9 protein-coding genes are annotated in these 17,293 nt (G+C 33.1%); 4 read left to right on the top strand and 5 right to left on the bottom strand.

Annotation, left to right across the window (positions count from 1 at the left end; all coding sequences use genetic code 11):
- Window positions 1-29 precede the first annotated feature (29 nt).
- The 3 genes from Q0770_RS00230 to sucC all read left to right on the top strand — a co-directional run bounded on the left by Q0770_RS00230 (window position 30) and on the right by sucC (window position 5,183).
- Complete coding sequence (locus Q0770_RS00230) at window positions 30-1,517, top strand: carboxypeptidase-like regulatory domain-containing protein (RefSeq protein ID WP_299112818.1); 1,488 nt, start codon at window positions 30-32, stop codon at window positions 1,515-1,517.
- A 3-nt stretch (window positions 1,518-1,520) separates the two neighbouring features.
- Entirely contained in the window at window positions 1,521-3,884 is a 2,364-nt protein-coding gene (locus Q0770_RS00225; RefSeq protein WP_299112815.1) for a hypothetical protein, read from the top strand.
- 108 nt (window positions 3,885-3,992) lie between these two features.
- Window positions 3,993-5,183 (top strand): ADP-forming succinate--CoA ligase subunit beta, encoded by a 1,191-nt coding sequence (sucC, locus tag Q0770_RS00220; protein ID WP_299112813.1) that lies wholly within the window; start codon window positions 3,993-3,995, stop codon window positions 5,181-5,183.
- Window positions 5,184-5,213: 30 nt separating this feature from the next.
- Here sucC and Q0770_RS00215 read toward each other — a convergent pair whose 3' ends face one another.
- Entirely contained in the window at window positions 5,214-5,477 is a 264-nt protein-coding gene (locus tag Q0770_RS00215) for a DUF1456 family protein (RefSeq protein ID WP_299112811.1), read from the bottom strand.
- Between the two features lie 175 nt (window positions 5,478-5,652).
- Here Q0770_RS00215 and Q0770_RS00210 point away from each other — a divergent pair, with 175 nt between their 5' ends.
- On the top strand, window positions 5,653-6,054 hold the full coding sequence (locus tag Q0770_RS00210) for a TerB family tellurite resistance protein (RefSeq protein WP_299112809.1): 402 nt from the start codon (window positions 5,653-5,655) through the stop codon (window positions 6,052-6,054).
- A gap of 10 nt (window positions 6,055-6,064) precedes the next feature.
- Here Q0770_RS00210 and uvrB read toward each other — a convergent pair whose 3' ends face one another.
- The 4 genes from uvrB to Q0770_RS00190 all read right to left on the bottom strand — a co-directional run bounded on the left by uvrB (window position 6,065) and on the right by Q0770_RS00190 (window position 17,278).
- Window positions 6,065-8,071: an excinuclease ABC subunit UvrB gene (gene uvrB / locus Q0770_RS00205; protein ID WP_299112807.1), complete on the bottom strand. Its 2,007-nt coding sequence runs from the start codon at window positions 8,069-8,071 to the stop codon at window positions 6,065-6,067.
- A gap of 43 nt (window positions 8,072-8,114) precedes the next feature.
- The gene (locus tag Q0770_RS00200; protein WP_299112805.1) at window positions 8,115-10,472 is read right to left on the bottom strand and encodes a T9SS type B sorting domain-containing protein; all 2,358 of its coding nucleotides are present in this window, start codon (window positions 10,470-10,472) and stop codon (window positions 8,115-8,117) included.
- 79 nt (window positions 10,473-10,551) lie between these two features.
- Window positions 10,552-15,390 (bottom strand): T9SS type B sorting domain-containing protein, encoded by a 4,839-nt coding sequence (locus Q0770_RS00195; protein ID WP_299112803.1) that lies wholly within the window; start codon window positions 15,388-15,390, stop codon window positions 10,552-10,554.
- Between the two features lie 109 nt (window positions 15,391-15,499).
- Window positions 15,500-17,278 (bottom strand): gliding motility-associated C-terminal domain-containing protein, encoded by a 1,779-nt coding sequence (locus Q0770_RS00190; protein WP_299112801.1) that lies wholly within the window; start codon window positions 17,276-17,278, stop codon window positions 15,500-15,502.
- Window positions 17,279-17,293 lie beyond the last annotated feature (15 nt).

The following is a 17,293-nucleotide window of genomic DNA, read 5'->3' as shown; positions in this document are numbered from 1 at the left end:
GTTATATATTATCTTTTCTACTATTATTTATGAGTATATTATCTTATGCTCAAGCCGAGAAGGAAATTCTATGTAGAATATTAGATAAAGAAACAGGGTTTCCTGTGGCATACGCGACCATTCAGATTGAAAATAAAAGTTTTGGCTTAATAGCTAATGCTGATGGGGATTTTAGGATACCACTTTCATACAAAAAAGAAGAGTACGTATTAATTATTAGTAGCATTGGCTATAAAACTTTAAAGGTTGAATTAAAGACTCTATTAATTAATAAAGAAAATATTATTTCTCTTATACCAAAAATAGAATTACTAGATCAAGTGGTGATTAATGCTTCTAAGACTAATGGTGATAAATTTATGCCCCCAAGAGAAATAGTAAAAAAGGCAATAGAAAGGATTCCAACTAATTACCCAACAAATTCTTACTCTACAGTAGGTTACTACAGAGACTATCAATTAATAACAAATAGGTATTATAATCTCAACGAAGCTATTATAGAATCTTTTGACGCAGGTTTTCAAACAGATATCATGATGGATTCTAAGAATAAGAATGTATTATACAGCTATCTAGAAAATCGAGATTTCCCCAGAGATTCTACATTATTACAACCGTATGATGGCAATAAAAAATATATAGATAGTAATACTAAACTTTCTGGACAAGGCGGTAATGAGTTGGGTATTCTTAATATTCATAACCCAATAAGAAATTATGAACAACTAAGTTTTTCTTTTGTTTATGTTTTTAAAAGGAAATTTCTAGATAATCATGAGATAACAAATATCAAGAAAGTGTATTTAAATGATGAAGTTATTTATGAGATTAATTTTATAGCCAAAGAATCACTTACTAAAGCTAGTCATCGTGCAAAAGGGAAAATCTATATTTCAAAAGAAGATTTTGCAATACATAAATTTAATTATGCTGTATACGAAAAAGCTTCATTGAATCCATTGTTTGAGGTGGCTATAGAGTATAAAAAGAAAAATGATTTAATGTACCTAAATTACATTACGTTTAATAATCAATTTGTAGTTAATGATGCTTTTAAATTTGATTTAGATGGCGTAGACTTTAATCTAAATGAAAAAGCATTCTATGTAAAGTTTAATAACGAGATAGATACAGCAACATTAGACAAGAAAGATTTTAAATTTAGGTTTAATAAAAAGAAACTACTTGTAGAAACTATAGAGTTAATAGACTCAGTAACAGTCAAAGCAAAAATTAAAGCTTGGAGTTTACCTAATGTAGATGAAAAAACAGATATGAGTCAATTTACTCATCGCATAAAAAATATTTATGACGTATCTAAAAGAAAACTGTTTAAAGCGCCTGAAATTAAAGGTTTTCAATACAGAGAGTATTTTGTTCAAGAAGTTTTTGTAGATAAGAAAATACCATACGATATACCTACAATTAATAATTACAGCCCATTATCAGAGGCAGAAAAAGTGAATAATAAAGACGAAAGCACCTATTGGTTAAATACACCTTTAAAAAGCAAATAAAAGATGAGACTATTTTTATTTTTTTTCTTTTCAATAACTTTAGTAAATGCTCAATCAGATTTTGAGGATATCGAAGATAACTTTGAGGATTTTGCTGAGTTAACCAGAGAGCAAATCTATTCGCATATTAATAAATCTACATTTATTACAGGCGAATCTATTTGGTTCAAGACCTATGTTCTTTCAAAAGATAATATGGAGCTTTCAACAAAAACTGCTAATATTTATTGTGTACTTTATGATAATGAGAACAGGCCTATTAAGAAAAAAATGATAATGGGTTTTAATGGTGTTGCTAATGGCGAGTTTGCAATAGATAGTACTTTTACATCAGGAGAATATACATTAAAAACGTACACTAATTGGTCAAGAAATTTTCAAGATGAGTATGTGCACCATGAGTCTAAAATAAAGATTATTAACCCCCAAGAAAAGGAGTTTGATAAGCCATTAAAAACAAATAATCTTATTGATGTGCAATTATTGCCTGAAAGTGGTCATTTACTGGCAAACACAACAAATAGAGTTGGTATAATAGCAAAAGATAGCTTAGGGAAGGCAGTTAAAAATTTGCGAGTAACATTATATGAGGACGGTAAAGAGTTATCTGAGGTCGAGCTTAATCATTTGGGTACAAACATATTTAATGTATCACCAAAATCAGCTTCAAAATATAAAGCCACCTATTATTACAATAATAATAAATACGAAGTGAAGATTCCTACTGTCGAAAGTCAAGGTCTTTTACTTCAGATAAAAGAAACAGATTCAGATGTAGAAGTTTATGTAAAAACTAATACTCAGACTCTAGCCCAGGCAATTAATAAGCCATTTAAGCTAACCATACATAATAGTGTAGATATGCTTGGTTATGATTTTCTTTTTCAAGACAAGCCAACACAATTATTTAAGTTTTCTAAAAAAGATTTATTTCCTGGTATCAATATTTTTACACTTTTCAATAGTAGCGGAGAAGCTATTGCAGAAAGAATGAGTTTTAACTTTGAAGGCTTAAATATTTCATCTTCTAGCTCTTATGATGCTAAAAAACAAAAAGATAGTATAGACATTAAGATTGCAATAAACAGTATTTCTAAAGATAAATTACAAAGCCTAAGTGCATCGGTATTGCCAGCAGAGACAAAATCATACAATCATAATAGCAATATCCTTTCTTCTATTTTGCTTAGTCCTTATCTAAAAGGTCCAATAGAAAACGCAAATTATTTTTTTAATGATATTAATTCTACGAAAATTAAAGAATTAGACCAACTACTTTTAACGCAGGGTTGGAGTAGATATGATTGGAACACTATTTTTAATAATCAACCAGAAATGACTTACGATTTTGAGTATGGAGTTGATTATAAATTATCGTCAAATTCTAAAAGAGAAGAAACGTTCTTAGTTTACCCAAACTACAATACAAAATCAGAGTTAATAGACGTGAAACCTAATGATTTTGTAGATAAAATTGGTTTCTTCCCAATGGACGGAGAGTTATTGAGAATAGGTCAAGTACAAAAAAACAAAAAAGTAGGTGAGGCAAGTCTTGTTGTGAACTTTACAACAAATAGCATCCCTGAATTTAATAATATTAGTAATAGTATATCTATTGAGCAAGGCAATCAAGCAGCTAATCAAGGTTATAACATTACACCGCTTGTAGGTTTAGATAAAGTACAACAATTAGATGAGGTAAAACTTGTGAAGATTAAAGAGTACACAAGAATAGAAAAACTACAAAATAAAACAATAGGTAAGATACATGAATTCGATGAAAAGATGAAGCGCCGTTACAGAACATTTGCTCAGTTTATTAGCTCTCACGGCTATCTTGTAGAAACAACAAAAGAAATTCGTGGAGAGAATTCCGGAGGAATTTCATTATTTAGAATCGAGACAAGAAGCCCAGTTTCAATTAATGGTACTAAAGAACCTAGGATTTTTTTAGACGGAGTATATCTCGTGGATTATAATTTTCTGAATGAATTTAGTATGCGAAATGTAGATTATGTAGAGATTAATAGAGGAGGAATAGGAGAAGGTCTCAGAGCTAGTGCAGGCGTTATTAGGATTTATACAGACCCAAGTAAAAGACCTGAAGTTAAATCTAAGATAGCTTTTACAGAATATAAGATTCCATTGACCTTTTCAACGCCTAAAAAGTTTTATACTCCGAGATTTGGCTCAAATAATAGTCAATTTTTTAAAGATTATGGTACTATAGATTGGCAGCCTAACCTTAAAGTTGAAAATGGATTTATTAATATGAAAATTCAAAATATTGGACAGCCTGTTAATATATACTTGGAAGGTGTTGTAAATTCTGATTCGTTAATTTCTGAAATTATAACTGTCAATTAACTCAGCATTAAAAAAGTCATTTATCAATAGTCAAATCTTAATCAAAAACTATTTGAGAAACGTTTTACTATCCTTATTTTTGCGCAACGAATAAATTTCTGATAACAAATGAATCTACACGAATATCAAGGAAAAGAATTATTAAGCAGTTTTGGAGTACGTATCCAACGCGGGATTGTTGCACAAACTGCTTCAGAAGCTGTTGATGCTGCAAAAAAATTAACTGAAGAAACCGGAACAGGATGGCATGTTATAAAAGCGCAAGTTCATGCCGGTGGACGAGGAAAAGGCGGTGGCGTAAAGCTTGCAAAAAATCTTCAAGAAGTAGAAGAAATTGCTGGGCAAATCATAGGTATGGATTTGGTTACACCACAGACATCTGCAGAAGGTAAGCGTGTACATCAGGTTTTAATTGCCGAAGATGTGTATTATCCAGGTGATAATGAGCCAGAAGAATATTATATGTCAGTGCTTTTAAATAGAGCAACAGGCAAAAATATGATTATGTATTCTACTGAAGGAGGAATGGATATCGAAACTGTTGCAGAAGAAACGCCACATTTAATCTTTACTGAAGAAGTTGATCCAGCTTTAGGCCTTTTAGGTTTTCAAGCGCGTCGTGTAGCTTTTAATTTAGGATTGTCAGGCGCAGCTTTTAAAGAAATGACAAAATTTGTTTCTGCATTATATACGGCTTATGTAAAATCGGATGCTTCATTATTTGAAATCAACCCAGTGTTGAAAACAAGTGATGACAAAATAATGGCAGTAGATTCTAAAGTAACTTTAGATGGTAATGCGTTATTTAGACATAAAGATTTAGCAGAATTAAGAGACAAACGTGAAGAAAACCCAGTAGAAGTTGAAGCTGGAGAACATGGATTAAATTATGTTGACCTTGATGGAAACGTTGGTTGTATGGTTAATGGCGCAGGTTTAGCCATGGCTACAATGGATTTAATTAAACAAGCAGGAGGTGAGCCAGCTAACTTCTTGGATGTTGGAGGTACAGCAGATGCTGCACGTGTAGAAATTGCTTTTGAGCTTATTTTAAGAGACCCAGCTGTAAAAGCCATTTTGATTAACATATTTGGAGGTATCGTTCGTTGTGATCGTGTTGCTCAAGGTGTTATTGATGCATACAAGAATATGGGTAACATTAACGTGCCAATTATAGTACGTTTGCAAGGAACTAATGCAGATATCGCAAAAGAGTTAATTGATAATTCTGGTTTGGATGTATTAAGTGCTACTGAATTTCAGGAAGCTGCTGATAAAGTACAAGCAGTGTTATCTTAGATATATAATTTTAAACAAAAAAAGAGCAACTTAATCGTTGCTCTTTTTTTTTGGTTTATGTTGTTCTCCTTTCTTTGGCATTGGTCCTCTTAAATGAATAATTAAAGCATTTAAGAAGTTTCTTAAAATTTGGTCACCACATTCCATATAGTTTGGGTGGTCTTCACGTCTAAAGAGGGCATTGAGCTCACTTTTAGAGATTCTAAAGTCTACTAATTTCATAATATTTACTATGTCATCATCACGAAGCTTATGTGCGACTCTAAGTTTTTTAAATATATCGTTGTTTGTCATGAAAAATGATATTATTTCTTTTAAGATATTTAATCTTATTGCTTGAGCGTTGATAAAAGCTTAAAAACACCGATTAAATACATTAAATTTTTCGACAAGATACATTATATCAACGACAATAAAATTCTACTACTCTTTAAATTTGTATTGTACAAAACCCTCGGAAAACCCTCCTATGATTAATCGCGTTGAAAAATTAAGTTTGCTTTCAGAGTTGATTGCATTTGCGCAGAGAGACGATAGCATAAAATCCATTGAGTATAATTTTTTACTTGGTATAGCTAAACAGTTAGAGATTTCTGAGGCTGATTTTAACTACCTTATTGAGCATCCAATTACTTATGTAAACCTTAAATCGCATAGTGAGCGTATTGTACAGTTTCACAGGTTAGTACTATTAATGAATTTGGATCATAAAGTGTCTAACAAACAACTTGTGAAAATTCATAATTTTGGATTAAGAATGGGATTAAGTCATGAATCTATTAATCGCGTACTAGATTTGATGGATAGTTTTCCAAATAAGATAGTTCCTCCAGATTTTTTAATAGACATTTTTAAGGTGCAGTACAACTAGTAGTAAACACCTATTTCACTTTTAGTTTTTCTAAACGCTCTTGGTAAGCAGTAATTTCATCTCTAAACCTTGCAGCTTCCATAAAATCTAATGCTTTGGCAGCTTGTTCCATTGATTTTCTAGTCTCTCTTATTTTCTTTTCTAATTCTCCTTTGGTTAGATATTTGCTTTCTGATTCTGCAGCAAGTTTTGCATCTAATTCTGTCCTGTAAGTACTTACAGAATTTTTAGCTAAAGCACTGTCCAAGCTTTTATTTAATGCTTTAGGAACAATGTTATATTTTGTGTTGTATGCTATTTGTTTCTCACGCCGGTAATTGGTCTCATCAATTGTCTTTTGCATGCTCTTCGTGATTTTATCGGCATACATAATCGCTTTACCATTTAGGTTTCTAGCGGCTCTACCTACGGTTTGGGTTAACGAGCGTGTACTGCGAAGAAAACCTTCTTTATCTGCATCTAATATAGCTACAAGAGATACCTCTGGTAAATCTAAACCTTCACGAAGTAGGTTTACACCCACTAAGACATCAAATACACCTTTGCGTAAATCCTGCATAATTTCTACACGTTCTAAAGTGTCAACATCACTATGAATATAACGACAACGAATAGCAATTCTGGTTAAATATTTTACCAATTCTTCAGCCATTCTTTTTGTTAGAGTAGTTACTAATGTGCGTTCATCTTTTTCAACACGGGTTTGAATCTCTTCAATTAAATCATCGATTTGGTTCAAACTCGGGCGTACTTCTATAATAGGGTCGAGTAGGCCAGTAGGACGAATAACTTGCTCTACATAAACACCATCTGTTTTTTGCATTTCGTAATCAGCTGGAGTAGCCGAAACATATATCACTTGATTCTGTAAAGATTCAAACTCCTCAAATTTCAAAGGTCTATTATCCATTGCGGCTGGTAGTCGAAAACCATATTCAACCAAATTCTCTTTACGACTTCTGTCTCCTCCATACATGGCATGAACTTGAGAAATAGTGACATGACTCTCATCTACGACCATCAAAAAATCCTCAGGAAAATAATCTAATAAGCAGAATGGGCGCGTACCAGCAGCTCTCCCGTCTAAGTAACGTGAATAATTCTCAATACCAGAACAATAACCGAGTTCGCGAATCATTTCAAGGTCAAATTCTGTACGTTCTTTTAAGCGTTTTGCTTCGAGATGTTTGCCAATTTCTTTAAAATAATCATGCTGTTTTACCAAATCATCTTGGATGCTATGAATTGCATTCTGAAGCACATCTGGTGATGTTACAAACATATTTGCAGGATAAATATTCAATCGGTCATATTTTTCAATAACCTCTTGAGAATATGGATTGAAAGCTTCAATTTCTTCAATTTCATCTCCAAAAAAATGAATGCGGAACGCATTATCTGAATATCCAGGAAAGACATCAACAGTATCACCTTTGATTCTGAAATTTCCGTTTTTAAAATCAGCTTCAGTTCGCGAATACAAGCTCTGTACTAGTTGATGTAATAGTTTTGTTCTTGATATCACTTGGTCGCGTTCTAAAGTGATGACGTTTTTCTGAAATTCAATAGGATTACCAATACCATATAAGCAGGAAACAGATGCTACTACTAAAACATCTCTTCGGCCAGATAATAGTGAAGAAGTGGTGCTGAGACGCATCTTTTCAATTTCTTCATTAATGGATAAATCTTTTTCTATGTAGACCCCAGAAACAGGGATGTATGCTTCTGGTTGATAGTAATCATAATACGAGACAAAATACTCAACCGCATTGTCAGGAAAAAACTGTTTAAACTCCGAATATAATTGTGCTGCAAGTGTTTTGTTATGTGCCAAAACAAGTGTTGGTCGTTGTACTTCTTCAATAACATTTGCTACAGTAAAAGTTTTACCTGAGCCAGTTACACCAAGTAAAGTTTGATACTTTTCGTCACCATTAATACCATCAGCAAGTTGTTTTATTGCTTGTGGCTGGTCGCCTGTAGGTTTGAATTCAGATTCAATTTTAAAACGCATAAAACAAAGTTACGATAAAGAATACCTTAATGAAAGCTAATAATTAGCGTTTCAACGCAAAATGACCTGTGAACGTTCTGCCATCACCAAAATTGGCAGTAAACCAATAATCTGTATTTGGCATTAGGTTGCTATTGTAAGTGCCATCCCAACCAGAACTGTTGGCATCTTGAGTTACCATTAATTTACCATAGCGGTCATAGATGGTAACTTGAAGATTTGGGTATAAATCAAAATTAATACCGTCTAATTGCCAAAAATCGTTTTGACTATCTCCGTTGGGCGTAAAGAATTTTGGAAAGCCAAGTACAGAAAATAGTTCTGAAACGATACCGCAACCGTTTTTGTCACGAACAAATACAGTGTGGAAGCCAGGAATAATATTATTGAAAACATTATCATCTTGATATGGACCGTTTTCATTATCTAGAGCGTACTCATAATCTCCGTTTCCAGTTGTATTAATAGTAATAGTATTTATAGTATCCGTACCAATAACATCTATATTAATATCCTGTACGATTTCCGATGGATTTACAGTAATATCTCGAGTCCCGCTACAACCATTTGGATCAGTTATGATTACGGTGTAAACACCAGTTTCGTTAATGTCGATAGAGATAGTATTTGCAGCTAAAGTTACTCCATTAAGCTGCCATTCATAAAGATAATTATTTGGTAAGTCATTGAGTACACCTCCAAATAATCTAATAGTTTCTGGAAATGTATTTGTACAATAAATTAATGTTTCATCTTCTGAAACTTCTGGAGTAAACTTAACTTGTAGATTTACTTCTGAAATGGCATAACAGGTAGTATTACTTTCAACTTTTACAAACACTGTTTGCGAATCAGGTGTAGTATTATCATATAGAAGTGGTAAACTATTAATATCCGAAAAGGCATCTTCTTCGTTTGCAAAATAAGTCACATTTGCACCAACTGGAATTTGATTTGCAATAGCCATATTAACTTCATCTAAATCAAAAGTGGTAAAGCCATCATGTTCATCAAAATCACAAGCTTCTATGGTAGGAATATTTAGTGTGTTGTTAGAAATTTGTAATTCTAACTCAGTCACATCAAAACAACCAAAAGGATTTTCTACTCGTGCATATACAATTTGATTAGGTATCGAATTTTGAAAACTTGCTGGTGATTGGATTGGATTATTAAAATCTATGGCATCCATTTCAGATAAAAAGAAACCGCTCACCGTTAAATCTGGGTCATTATTACGGATATCCGCGGCGAGTTCAAATAGATTATAAAAGGTTAATCCATCTTGGTCAGCATCACACTCTATTTGTATAACATCAGTTCCAATAGGATTAGCAGCATATTCTACAATAATTTCACCATTTGCAATGCATTGGTTATTTAGGTTGACTTCTAAGGTGTACGTGCCATCTTGAGTAACCTCAAACGTACCACAATTTGTACAACCAATAGGATCAGATTGTACCAAAACACCATTTCTGAACCAATCATAGCCATTATTTCCTGCGATTGTACCATCTAAAGTAAGCTCCTCATCTTGACACAAAGGATTTCCTGTAGCAAGAGTTCTGTTTTGACCTAAATCTCTAGTAGCTTGAAAACTACCGGCTTCTATGAATACTGCTGAATCGAAACGAGGATTAAATTCATCTGCAATGACTAATTTGATATCATAACTTACACCAGGAGTAATTGTTGCTGTTGCTGTGAGTACATCAGTTTGTCCATTAAAATTTATTGGAGAAATAGCAGGGTTAATTTCATTGAATTGCCCAAAAAATTGTTCATTTTGTGGCGGACAACTTCCAGGAACACCAGGTGTTACTGTCGTTACTTTTACAGGTGTGGTCGTGCCTGGAACTAATGCAATATTTCGAAAAGGTTCACTGTTGTCACTTGGTTTAACAAGAAATCCAAATAAATCTGAAAAATCACACGTAAAAGGATTGTTCTCTCTATATTCTTCAGAAGCAAATAAATATCTAAAGCTAATTTGACTTGTTATTGCTGTAAAACTAAACTCTAATATTGTAGCATTGAAAGTGCCAGTTTCATCTAATGCAGCCTCTAAGTCACTATCTCCATTCCATCCAGGCGCATTATCATCACTTAAAGAATCATTTGGTCCAGGGACATTACTTAATCTTCCCGTACTCATTACAAGGCCACTTTGAAAAGGAAACGTTGTACCTGTAGCATCAAAAAAACCATAACTAAATTCCACACCTCCAAAGTCACCACTAACTGCATTAGTTATCATAACATTTTCAATACAGTCACTATCTATTAAAATATCTTCAATAAGTTGCTGGGGTGTAAAAGACTGGCTATCTACAGTAATGTTCTGTGCATGAAAAGCCAAGCAAAAAAATAATGATAATACTAAGAATATAAACCTCATAAATCTTTTATGAAAAAGCCATGCAAATATACGCATAGCTTAAATTAAGATTTTTTATAAGTTGTTAAAATTTGTTTTATTATCGTCTTAATGAAAAATGTCCAGTAGCAGTAAATTCTATATCACCTCTTTTGACATCGGCAGTCCACCAATAATCACTTGATGGCATTAGGTTTCCATTATAAGTACCATCCCAACCAGAAGAATTATGACTAAGCTGTTTTAATAACTTGCCATATCTATCAAAGATATGTACCACAGTACCTGGTAGAGTCTCTACGCCTACAATATGCCAAGTATCAAAATCCCCATCATTATTTGGAGTCATGTGCTTAGGTGCATCAATAACTAGTACTTCTTTTGTTACTGAAGCACAGCCATTAATATCTATAATAGTTAATGTGTGATAGCCCAAACCTACATTTTCAAAAAGACCTGAGGTTTGTGGCTCCATATCATCCAACTGAAATAAATAATCTCCTATACCCGTAACAGTAATGGTAATATTATTTGGGTCTGAGAAGTCTACCGTTTCCACTACTTCAATATTAGCGGGTTCAGAAATGATAACATCAAATTCACTTGTAGCCATACAACCATTTGGTGTAGTTACAGTAACACTATATGTTCCGGTTTCAGTAATTTCTATTTCAGATGTTATTTCACCTGTTGACCATTCGTATTCATCATCTTCAAAACCAGTATTCGCATCTACAATTAATGGAAAATTTTCAGGACAAATAGTTTGGCCTCCAATATCAACTATTGGTAAGGGATTTATAACAACATTGAACTGTGTAATACTGTAACATTGTGTTTCGGTATTGGTAACTCTTGCAAATATAACCTCATCATTAGTGGCATTATATATATTGTTTAATGGATTAGAGTAAGATTCAGCATCAGCTTCAGAGTTATGATATGTAACAAGTAGAAACGTATCATCTTGAGTACCAATAATTGATGATGTTTGCGTTTCTAAGTCAAATATTAATTGTTGGTCAGCATCGTCGTCACAATCTTCAAGATTATCAGGTATGTTAGCAATTGGTCTATCATTAACTACTAACATAAAAGGATATATATAGAAGCAATTTGTTGACGAATCTTCTATTCTTGCATATACAATATCACTGTTTGATTGATATGTGTAATCGTCTATTAGAGGATTATTATTATCAATAGCATCTTGCTCATCTGCAAAATAAGAAATGAGTGCATTACTAGTAGCATCAAGAATAATAGCATTTATAAGACTTAGGTCATAACTATTAGTATCATTGTCACAGATTTCAGTAGCCCCAAAATCATTAAAAGCTGGCGGAATATTTACATTAAGCTCTATAGGAAGAATTACAGGACAGTTAAAGTCTGTATTAGTCACTTTTACAAATACTGTTTGAGGATTTGTAGTGTTTTCAAAATTCTCTGGGTCAGGAATAACATTCAAATCATTTTCAGCATCAGCAATTGATGTAAAATAGGATACCACAATATTATTTTGCCTAATATCTAAGATGTTTATTTCAGCCTCAGTTAAGTCCCACATTATACTTTCGTCATAGTCAATATCACAGTCTTCAAAAGGGTCTATTTGTGTTACAGAAGGTACAGGAATAACATTAACTGTAAATGAGGTGGTAGATGTACAGATACTTCCATTTGCAATTGAAGCATAAATCTCCTGAGGATTATTTACAGTTGTATAAGTGCCTCCAACGATGGCATTTGTACCAGCTATAAAGTCTTCTTCTGAAGGATAAAATGTAATATCTAAATTTTCTGTAATACCGTCACTAATTTGCGCAGCTTTAGCAACTAAGTCAATCGGTGCAAAGGTGTCATTGGAGCTATCATCACATTCAAAAATATCTGTAGGCTCATTAAATTCTGGGTTTGTACCAACATTTAAAGAAAAAGAATCCACGCCATAACAAGAGGTGTCTGTAATGTTTTGAACACGAACATGGATAATCTGTGGGTTACTTGTGTTCTCAAAATTACTGTTTTTATCTATTGGGTTATTGCCAGTATTGGCATCATCAGCACTTAAAAAGTATAGTACTTCTTTGCCTGTTTGCCCATTTAATATCTCATTGTCTTTTGAGCTTAATAAAAACTCTCCGATATTATCTGTATTGTTTTCACAGAATCTAAATTCTGAAATGACAGGAAATACAGGTAATGTGTTGATAGTAATATTTATGCTTTCTGTAGATATGCACCCCGTCAGCGTACTTTCTATTCTAACAGTTATTATATCTGTTTGTGTGTTGTATGTCTCAGGGTCTATTATTGGGTTAGTTCCAGTATTTGCGTCTACAACTGAATTATGAAATGTTATGATAAGGTCATTGGTTGAAGCTGCAATTTCTGGTATAGAATCTTCTAAATTAACAACGAAGAAACCATCTTGGTCATCATCACAAATTATTATTTGGTTTGGAGAAGATGTTAATGGCGCTGGATTTACTAAAATTTCGAAACTTGAAATATCACTACACGATGTAGTTGATGAAGTAATAGTCGCGAAAATTGTAAAAGAATCTTGTGTGTTTTGATATATAGTTGGAAGTGGATTAACGTTATCTTCAGCATCTTGTAATGTTTCAAAATAAGCAACATTAAATCCTGGTTGGCCTTGTGTTATTAAAACATCATAGTCAGATAGGTTTATAGTTGTCCTTAAATCTTGATCTGTATCGCAAACTGTTTGTTGAGATAAATCTGGAAACTCAGTTACTGGAATTAAATCTAAGATTACCTCTTCAACTTCAGTACATATTGGACTTGTAAGCGTTAAGTATAATGTTTGCGGTACACTTGGTGGTGAGTAATCAATACTTGTATCTATAGGATTATTATTGTTGTCTCTGTCATCTACAGTTTCGTAGAAAGTTATTGTTACATCTGGTATATCTCCTAAAATTAGTCCTGTAACATTTACAAGGTCAAAAGGTTCCGTGCCGTCATTATCAGTATCACATAATACGTTATCCGAAAAGTCAGGTCCAGTTAATAACAAATTAGGATGCACCTCAATTGGAGCTATCGATGGACAACCAGTAGCACTATCGACAACTCTTATAAAAACAATTTGAGTAAACTGTACAGTATTAAAAAAGTTTGTTGGGTCAGGAATTGGGTTATCGCCTGATAGTGCATCATCTTGAGTTAAATGGTAAGTTACTATAACGTTTGTAAGCCCATTTAAAATTTCAGCTTCTACTTCTGTTAAATTAAAATTTGCAAAACCATCGTAATCGCTATCACAAGCATCTATGTAATAGTTTTGATTGTTTTCAATTTGTGGCGGCGCTAAAACCGTAATATCTAATGTTGTAGTAGTGTTACATCCAGACTGAGCATCAGCGACACTAATAAAAACTTGATTATTAACACTATCGTTAACATATGGCATTGGTATAGGACTAGCACCTGCATCTGCATCAGCTTGAGTGTAATGATAGGTCACAACAAGATTACCTTGTCCATTAGTAATACCATTATTTAAATCGTTTAGGTCTATAGTTGTAAACCCGTCAATAACTTGATCATCACATACATCTAGAACCTGAGGTAATATAGGGTCAGGTCTTGGATTGACTATAAGTTGAAATTGATTGATTGCCAAACAACCAGTGTCTATATCAATAATACGAACATATATAAGCTGTGGACTTATTACATTTTGATAATTTCCTGAGATTGGGCTTAAATTGTTTTGTGCATCTGGTAGCGAAGTATGATATGTAATTGCATAATTGCCAGGAGCAACAGAATTTAGAGCTTGTTGATCCTTGGAGTTAAGATTAAAAAACGCAACACCATCATTGCTTGGATCATCGCAGACCTCCATATTAGTCATTGGTGTTGCACTCTGCGTATTACTTAGGTCTATAGTTACTTCATCTTCAATAGTACAGAAACTATCACCAAGAGGAATAGTTATTAATAATCGATACGTACCACTTTGTACAACGTCATAGATTGGTTGATGGGCTCCTCCGATTGGGCTACCATCTAAAAACCAATCGTATTGAGCATTGGGGTTATTTATGTCTCCATTAAGCATAATGCTATCTGCACATGTACTCAAATCATCTCCTATATCAACTGTAGGCGTAAAACTATTAGCTTCAATGAATACTGCCGAATCGTAATTGCGGTCTGTTTGATCTGCAATTACCAATTTTATTTGATAAGTCACATCAGGTGTAATATTAGCGGTAGCTGTAAGAGCTGTTGTGCGGCCATTATAGTTAGTGTCACCAACATTATAACCATCAAAAAACTGACTATTCTCTTCTGGACAAAACCCTTCAATTTCATCATGAATAGTAGTAGTGTTTACAGGAGTATTTGTGCCAGGAACAAGTGCAATGTTTGTATAAGGGTTACCAGTGCCTGCCTCTCTTATTAAGAAAGCAAAACCATCAGAATATTGACAAGGAAAATTTGCAAAGTATTCTTCCGATGCTAGTATATAATTTATTTGTAATGTGTTTGAGATTGAAATAAAGTCGAACTCAATAGTAGTGGCATTGGTTGTATTAGAAATACCAAGTGTATTTTCTAAATCAGTATCGGTACCCCAAGCAGTTTCTCCTTCATTTAAAACATCATTATTAACGCCGTTTCCAGCCGAATTTGCACTTCCTGTTGATAGAATCATCCCATTTTCGAATGGAAAATTTGAAGACCCGCGTTCAAAAAAACCAAAACTACCTAAGCCAACAACATTTCCGTTTACAGTTGAGCTAATATTTGATATTTCTACACACTCTTGTGCTAAAGTATTTTCTACTAGCTGTTGAACAGATAATGTATTGTCTACAGAAATTTGTTGGGCAATGAGAAGATTGAGGCTAAGTAGCCAAAAACAGGTAAAAATGAAACAATTTTTATTTAATCTCATCTAGTTTTATTTGGGGATTGATATTATTATAACAAGCATAACCTTGTTAATCAGAATCAAAAGTAACAAAAATAAGATGAAATGCAAAAAAAATCGATGAAATGCAATATCAATAATTCACATATACCCAACCTACTATAGGTTCATAGTTTGAATCTTGTAAATTTAGTACATAATAATAGGTGCCGACTGGAACACGATTTCCTTGATTAATACCTCTGTTTGGATAACCTAACCAAGGTTTTTGGTTATTTCCTTCAAAGATAAAAGTTCCTAACCTGTTGTATATCTTTAACTCATGAGAAATAAAGATATCATATAGCCCTTGGATATTAAACCAATCATTTATAGTGTCATTATTTGGAGAAAACCCTTGAGGAATTTCTGGGGGACAGTTTTCTGTTTCAATATTGAATTGAAAAATCTCATAACAAATAGCTTTCTCTAATCTAATGTATATGATTTGAGGATTAGTATTATTTGTGTATGCCTCTGGAGATGAAATCGTACTGATCTCATCTTTTAAATCTTCTAGAGTTTCATAAAACTGAAAATCCGCATTAACGAAATCTTCTTGATTTTCAATAGCTTGAGGTAAATTGAATTCAGCTTTTTCAAAACCAATGTTGCATTCCAATAATCCGGGTAGAATTATAATTTCTGGTATAATTAATAATTCAACTTGTTCAGATGCCTCATTATTAGTTTCGTTAGCTTCAATTATAATACCGTTGCCAGTACCATCATCATCAACAACTATTTTTAAGGTAAATTCATCAGGTGTAGTTTCTGGTATAGTAAGCGTTATACTTCCATTTTCACTTCCGTCAATTGGTATGTCTGTATTGGTTTGTGATTGACCAATTAGTATATCATTAGCATAAAAAGCAATAGGCGTATTCTGAGCTAATACACCAGTACTATTAGTATTGCTAATTGTATAGTCTACAATAATGTCTCTACTATCACATTCTAACTCGATATCATTTATTGAGACCGTAGCATCAGGTAATTGACTATTCAGGACCGTTATTATGTTATTAATCATTACAAAATCCTGACCTGAAGTCAAACTTATGGTAGCAGTTGTATCACCAATGGCAATATTATCTTGTATATTATAGACATCAATATCCATATTAAATAGGTTAGTGGCTCCAGTAAAACTGTTTGTGCCATTAAAGGCATTATTAGTTGGGTTAAGAGGTGGATTACCAATAATATTACCATTAATTGTAAGCTGTTCATTTACAGCTAAAGCACGGTCGCCTTCCCAAGCAATAAAACCTATTTTTGCGTTATCGTTATCTAAGACATTAAGATTGCCTAAAGTGATAGTTAACGATTCTGGTACACTTTGTAAACCATCATAAACATTTAATTGATTTAATGGTAAGGAGTTATCTTCATAGATTACAGTTATTGCCCAGCCTCCAAAGTTTGTGCCAGTTGGACAATACGGATTAATCACAGATGTAATATCAAAATCTGAAATAGTATAAGTCCCATTTTGGCTATCCGTAACGATGTCTGTAATATCTGCATATGCCGCAAAAAATACTCTTGTATCGTCTAAAGCATCACTAAAAGTACGTGCTGCAGTAACAGGAATATTATTTACATTAATATCAAAATCACCATCACCAGAGCCCGCCCAATAGAGATAAGCTGCAATTATGGTCTGGCTATCTAGAAGTTCTAAATCTGCTGAAGAACTTGTGAGTATCTCACAAACTGAAAAATTCCCATTTTCTGAAGTGTTTAGTGTATTTCCGATTGCGGTATAATCATAACGTCCATTAAATTGTTGAAACAAGCTTATGTCTTGTGCATAACTACTGAATACACAAGAAAAAAAACAAATTATGCATATTGTTTTAAGTTTCAAAGGGTAGATTTTAAG

This window comes from uncultured Winogradskyella sp., assembly GCF_947501905.1.
Classification (GTDB): Bacteria; Bacteroidota; Bacteroidia; order Flavobacteriales; family Flavobacteriaceae; genus Winogradskyella.
Note: the sequence above shows the minus strand (reverse complement) of the source record. Positions and strands in the feature narration are given on the sequence as shown.

Excerpts from the sequence above, each read along its gene's own strand:
- uvrB (WP_299112807.1), bottom strand. The coding sequence starts at position 8,071 with ATGCGTTTTAAAATTGAATCTGAATTCAAACCTACAGGCGACCAGCCA.
- sucC (WP_299112813.1), top strand. The coding sequence starts at position 3,993 with ATGAATCTACACGAATATCAAGGAAAAGAATTATTAAGCAGTTTTGGA.
- Q0770_RS00200 (WP_299112805.1), bottom strand. The coding sequence starts at position 10,472 with ATGAGGTTTATATTCTTAGTATTATCATTATTTTTTTGCTTGGCTTTT.
- Q0770_RS00230 (WP_299112818.1), top strand. The coding sequence starts at position 30 with ATGAGTATATTATCTTATGCTCAAGCCGAGAAGGAAATTCTATGTAGA.
- Q0770_RS00195 (WP_299112803.1), bottom strand. The coding sequence starts at position 15,390 with ATGAGATTAAATAAAAATTGTTTCATTTTTACCTGTTTTTGGCTACTT.
- Q0770_RS00215 (WP_299112811.1), bottom strand. The coding sequence starts at position 5,477 with ATGACAAACAACGATATATTTAAAAAACTTAGAGTCGCACATAAGCTT.
- Q0770_RS00210 (WP_299112809.1), top strand. The coding sequence starts at position 5,653 with ATGATTAATCGCGTTGAAAAATTAAGTTTGCTTTCAGAGTTGATTGCA.
- Q0770_RS00225 (WP_299112815.1), top strand. The coding sequence starts at position 1,521 with ATGAGACTATTTTTATTTTTTTTCTTTTCAATAACTTTAGTAAATGCT.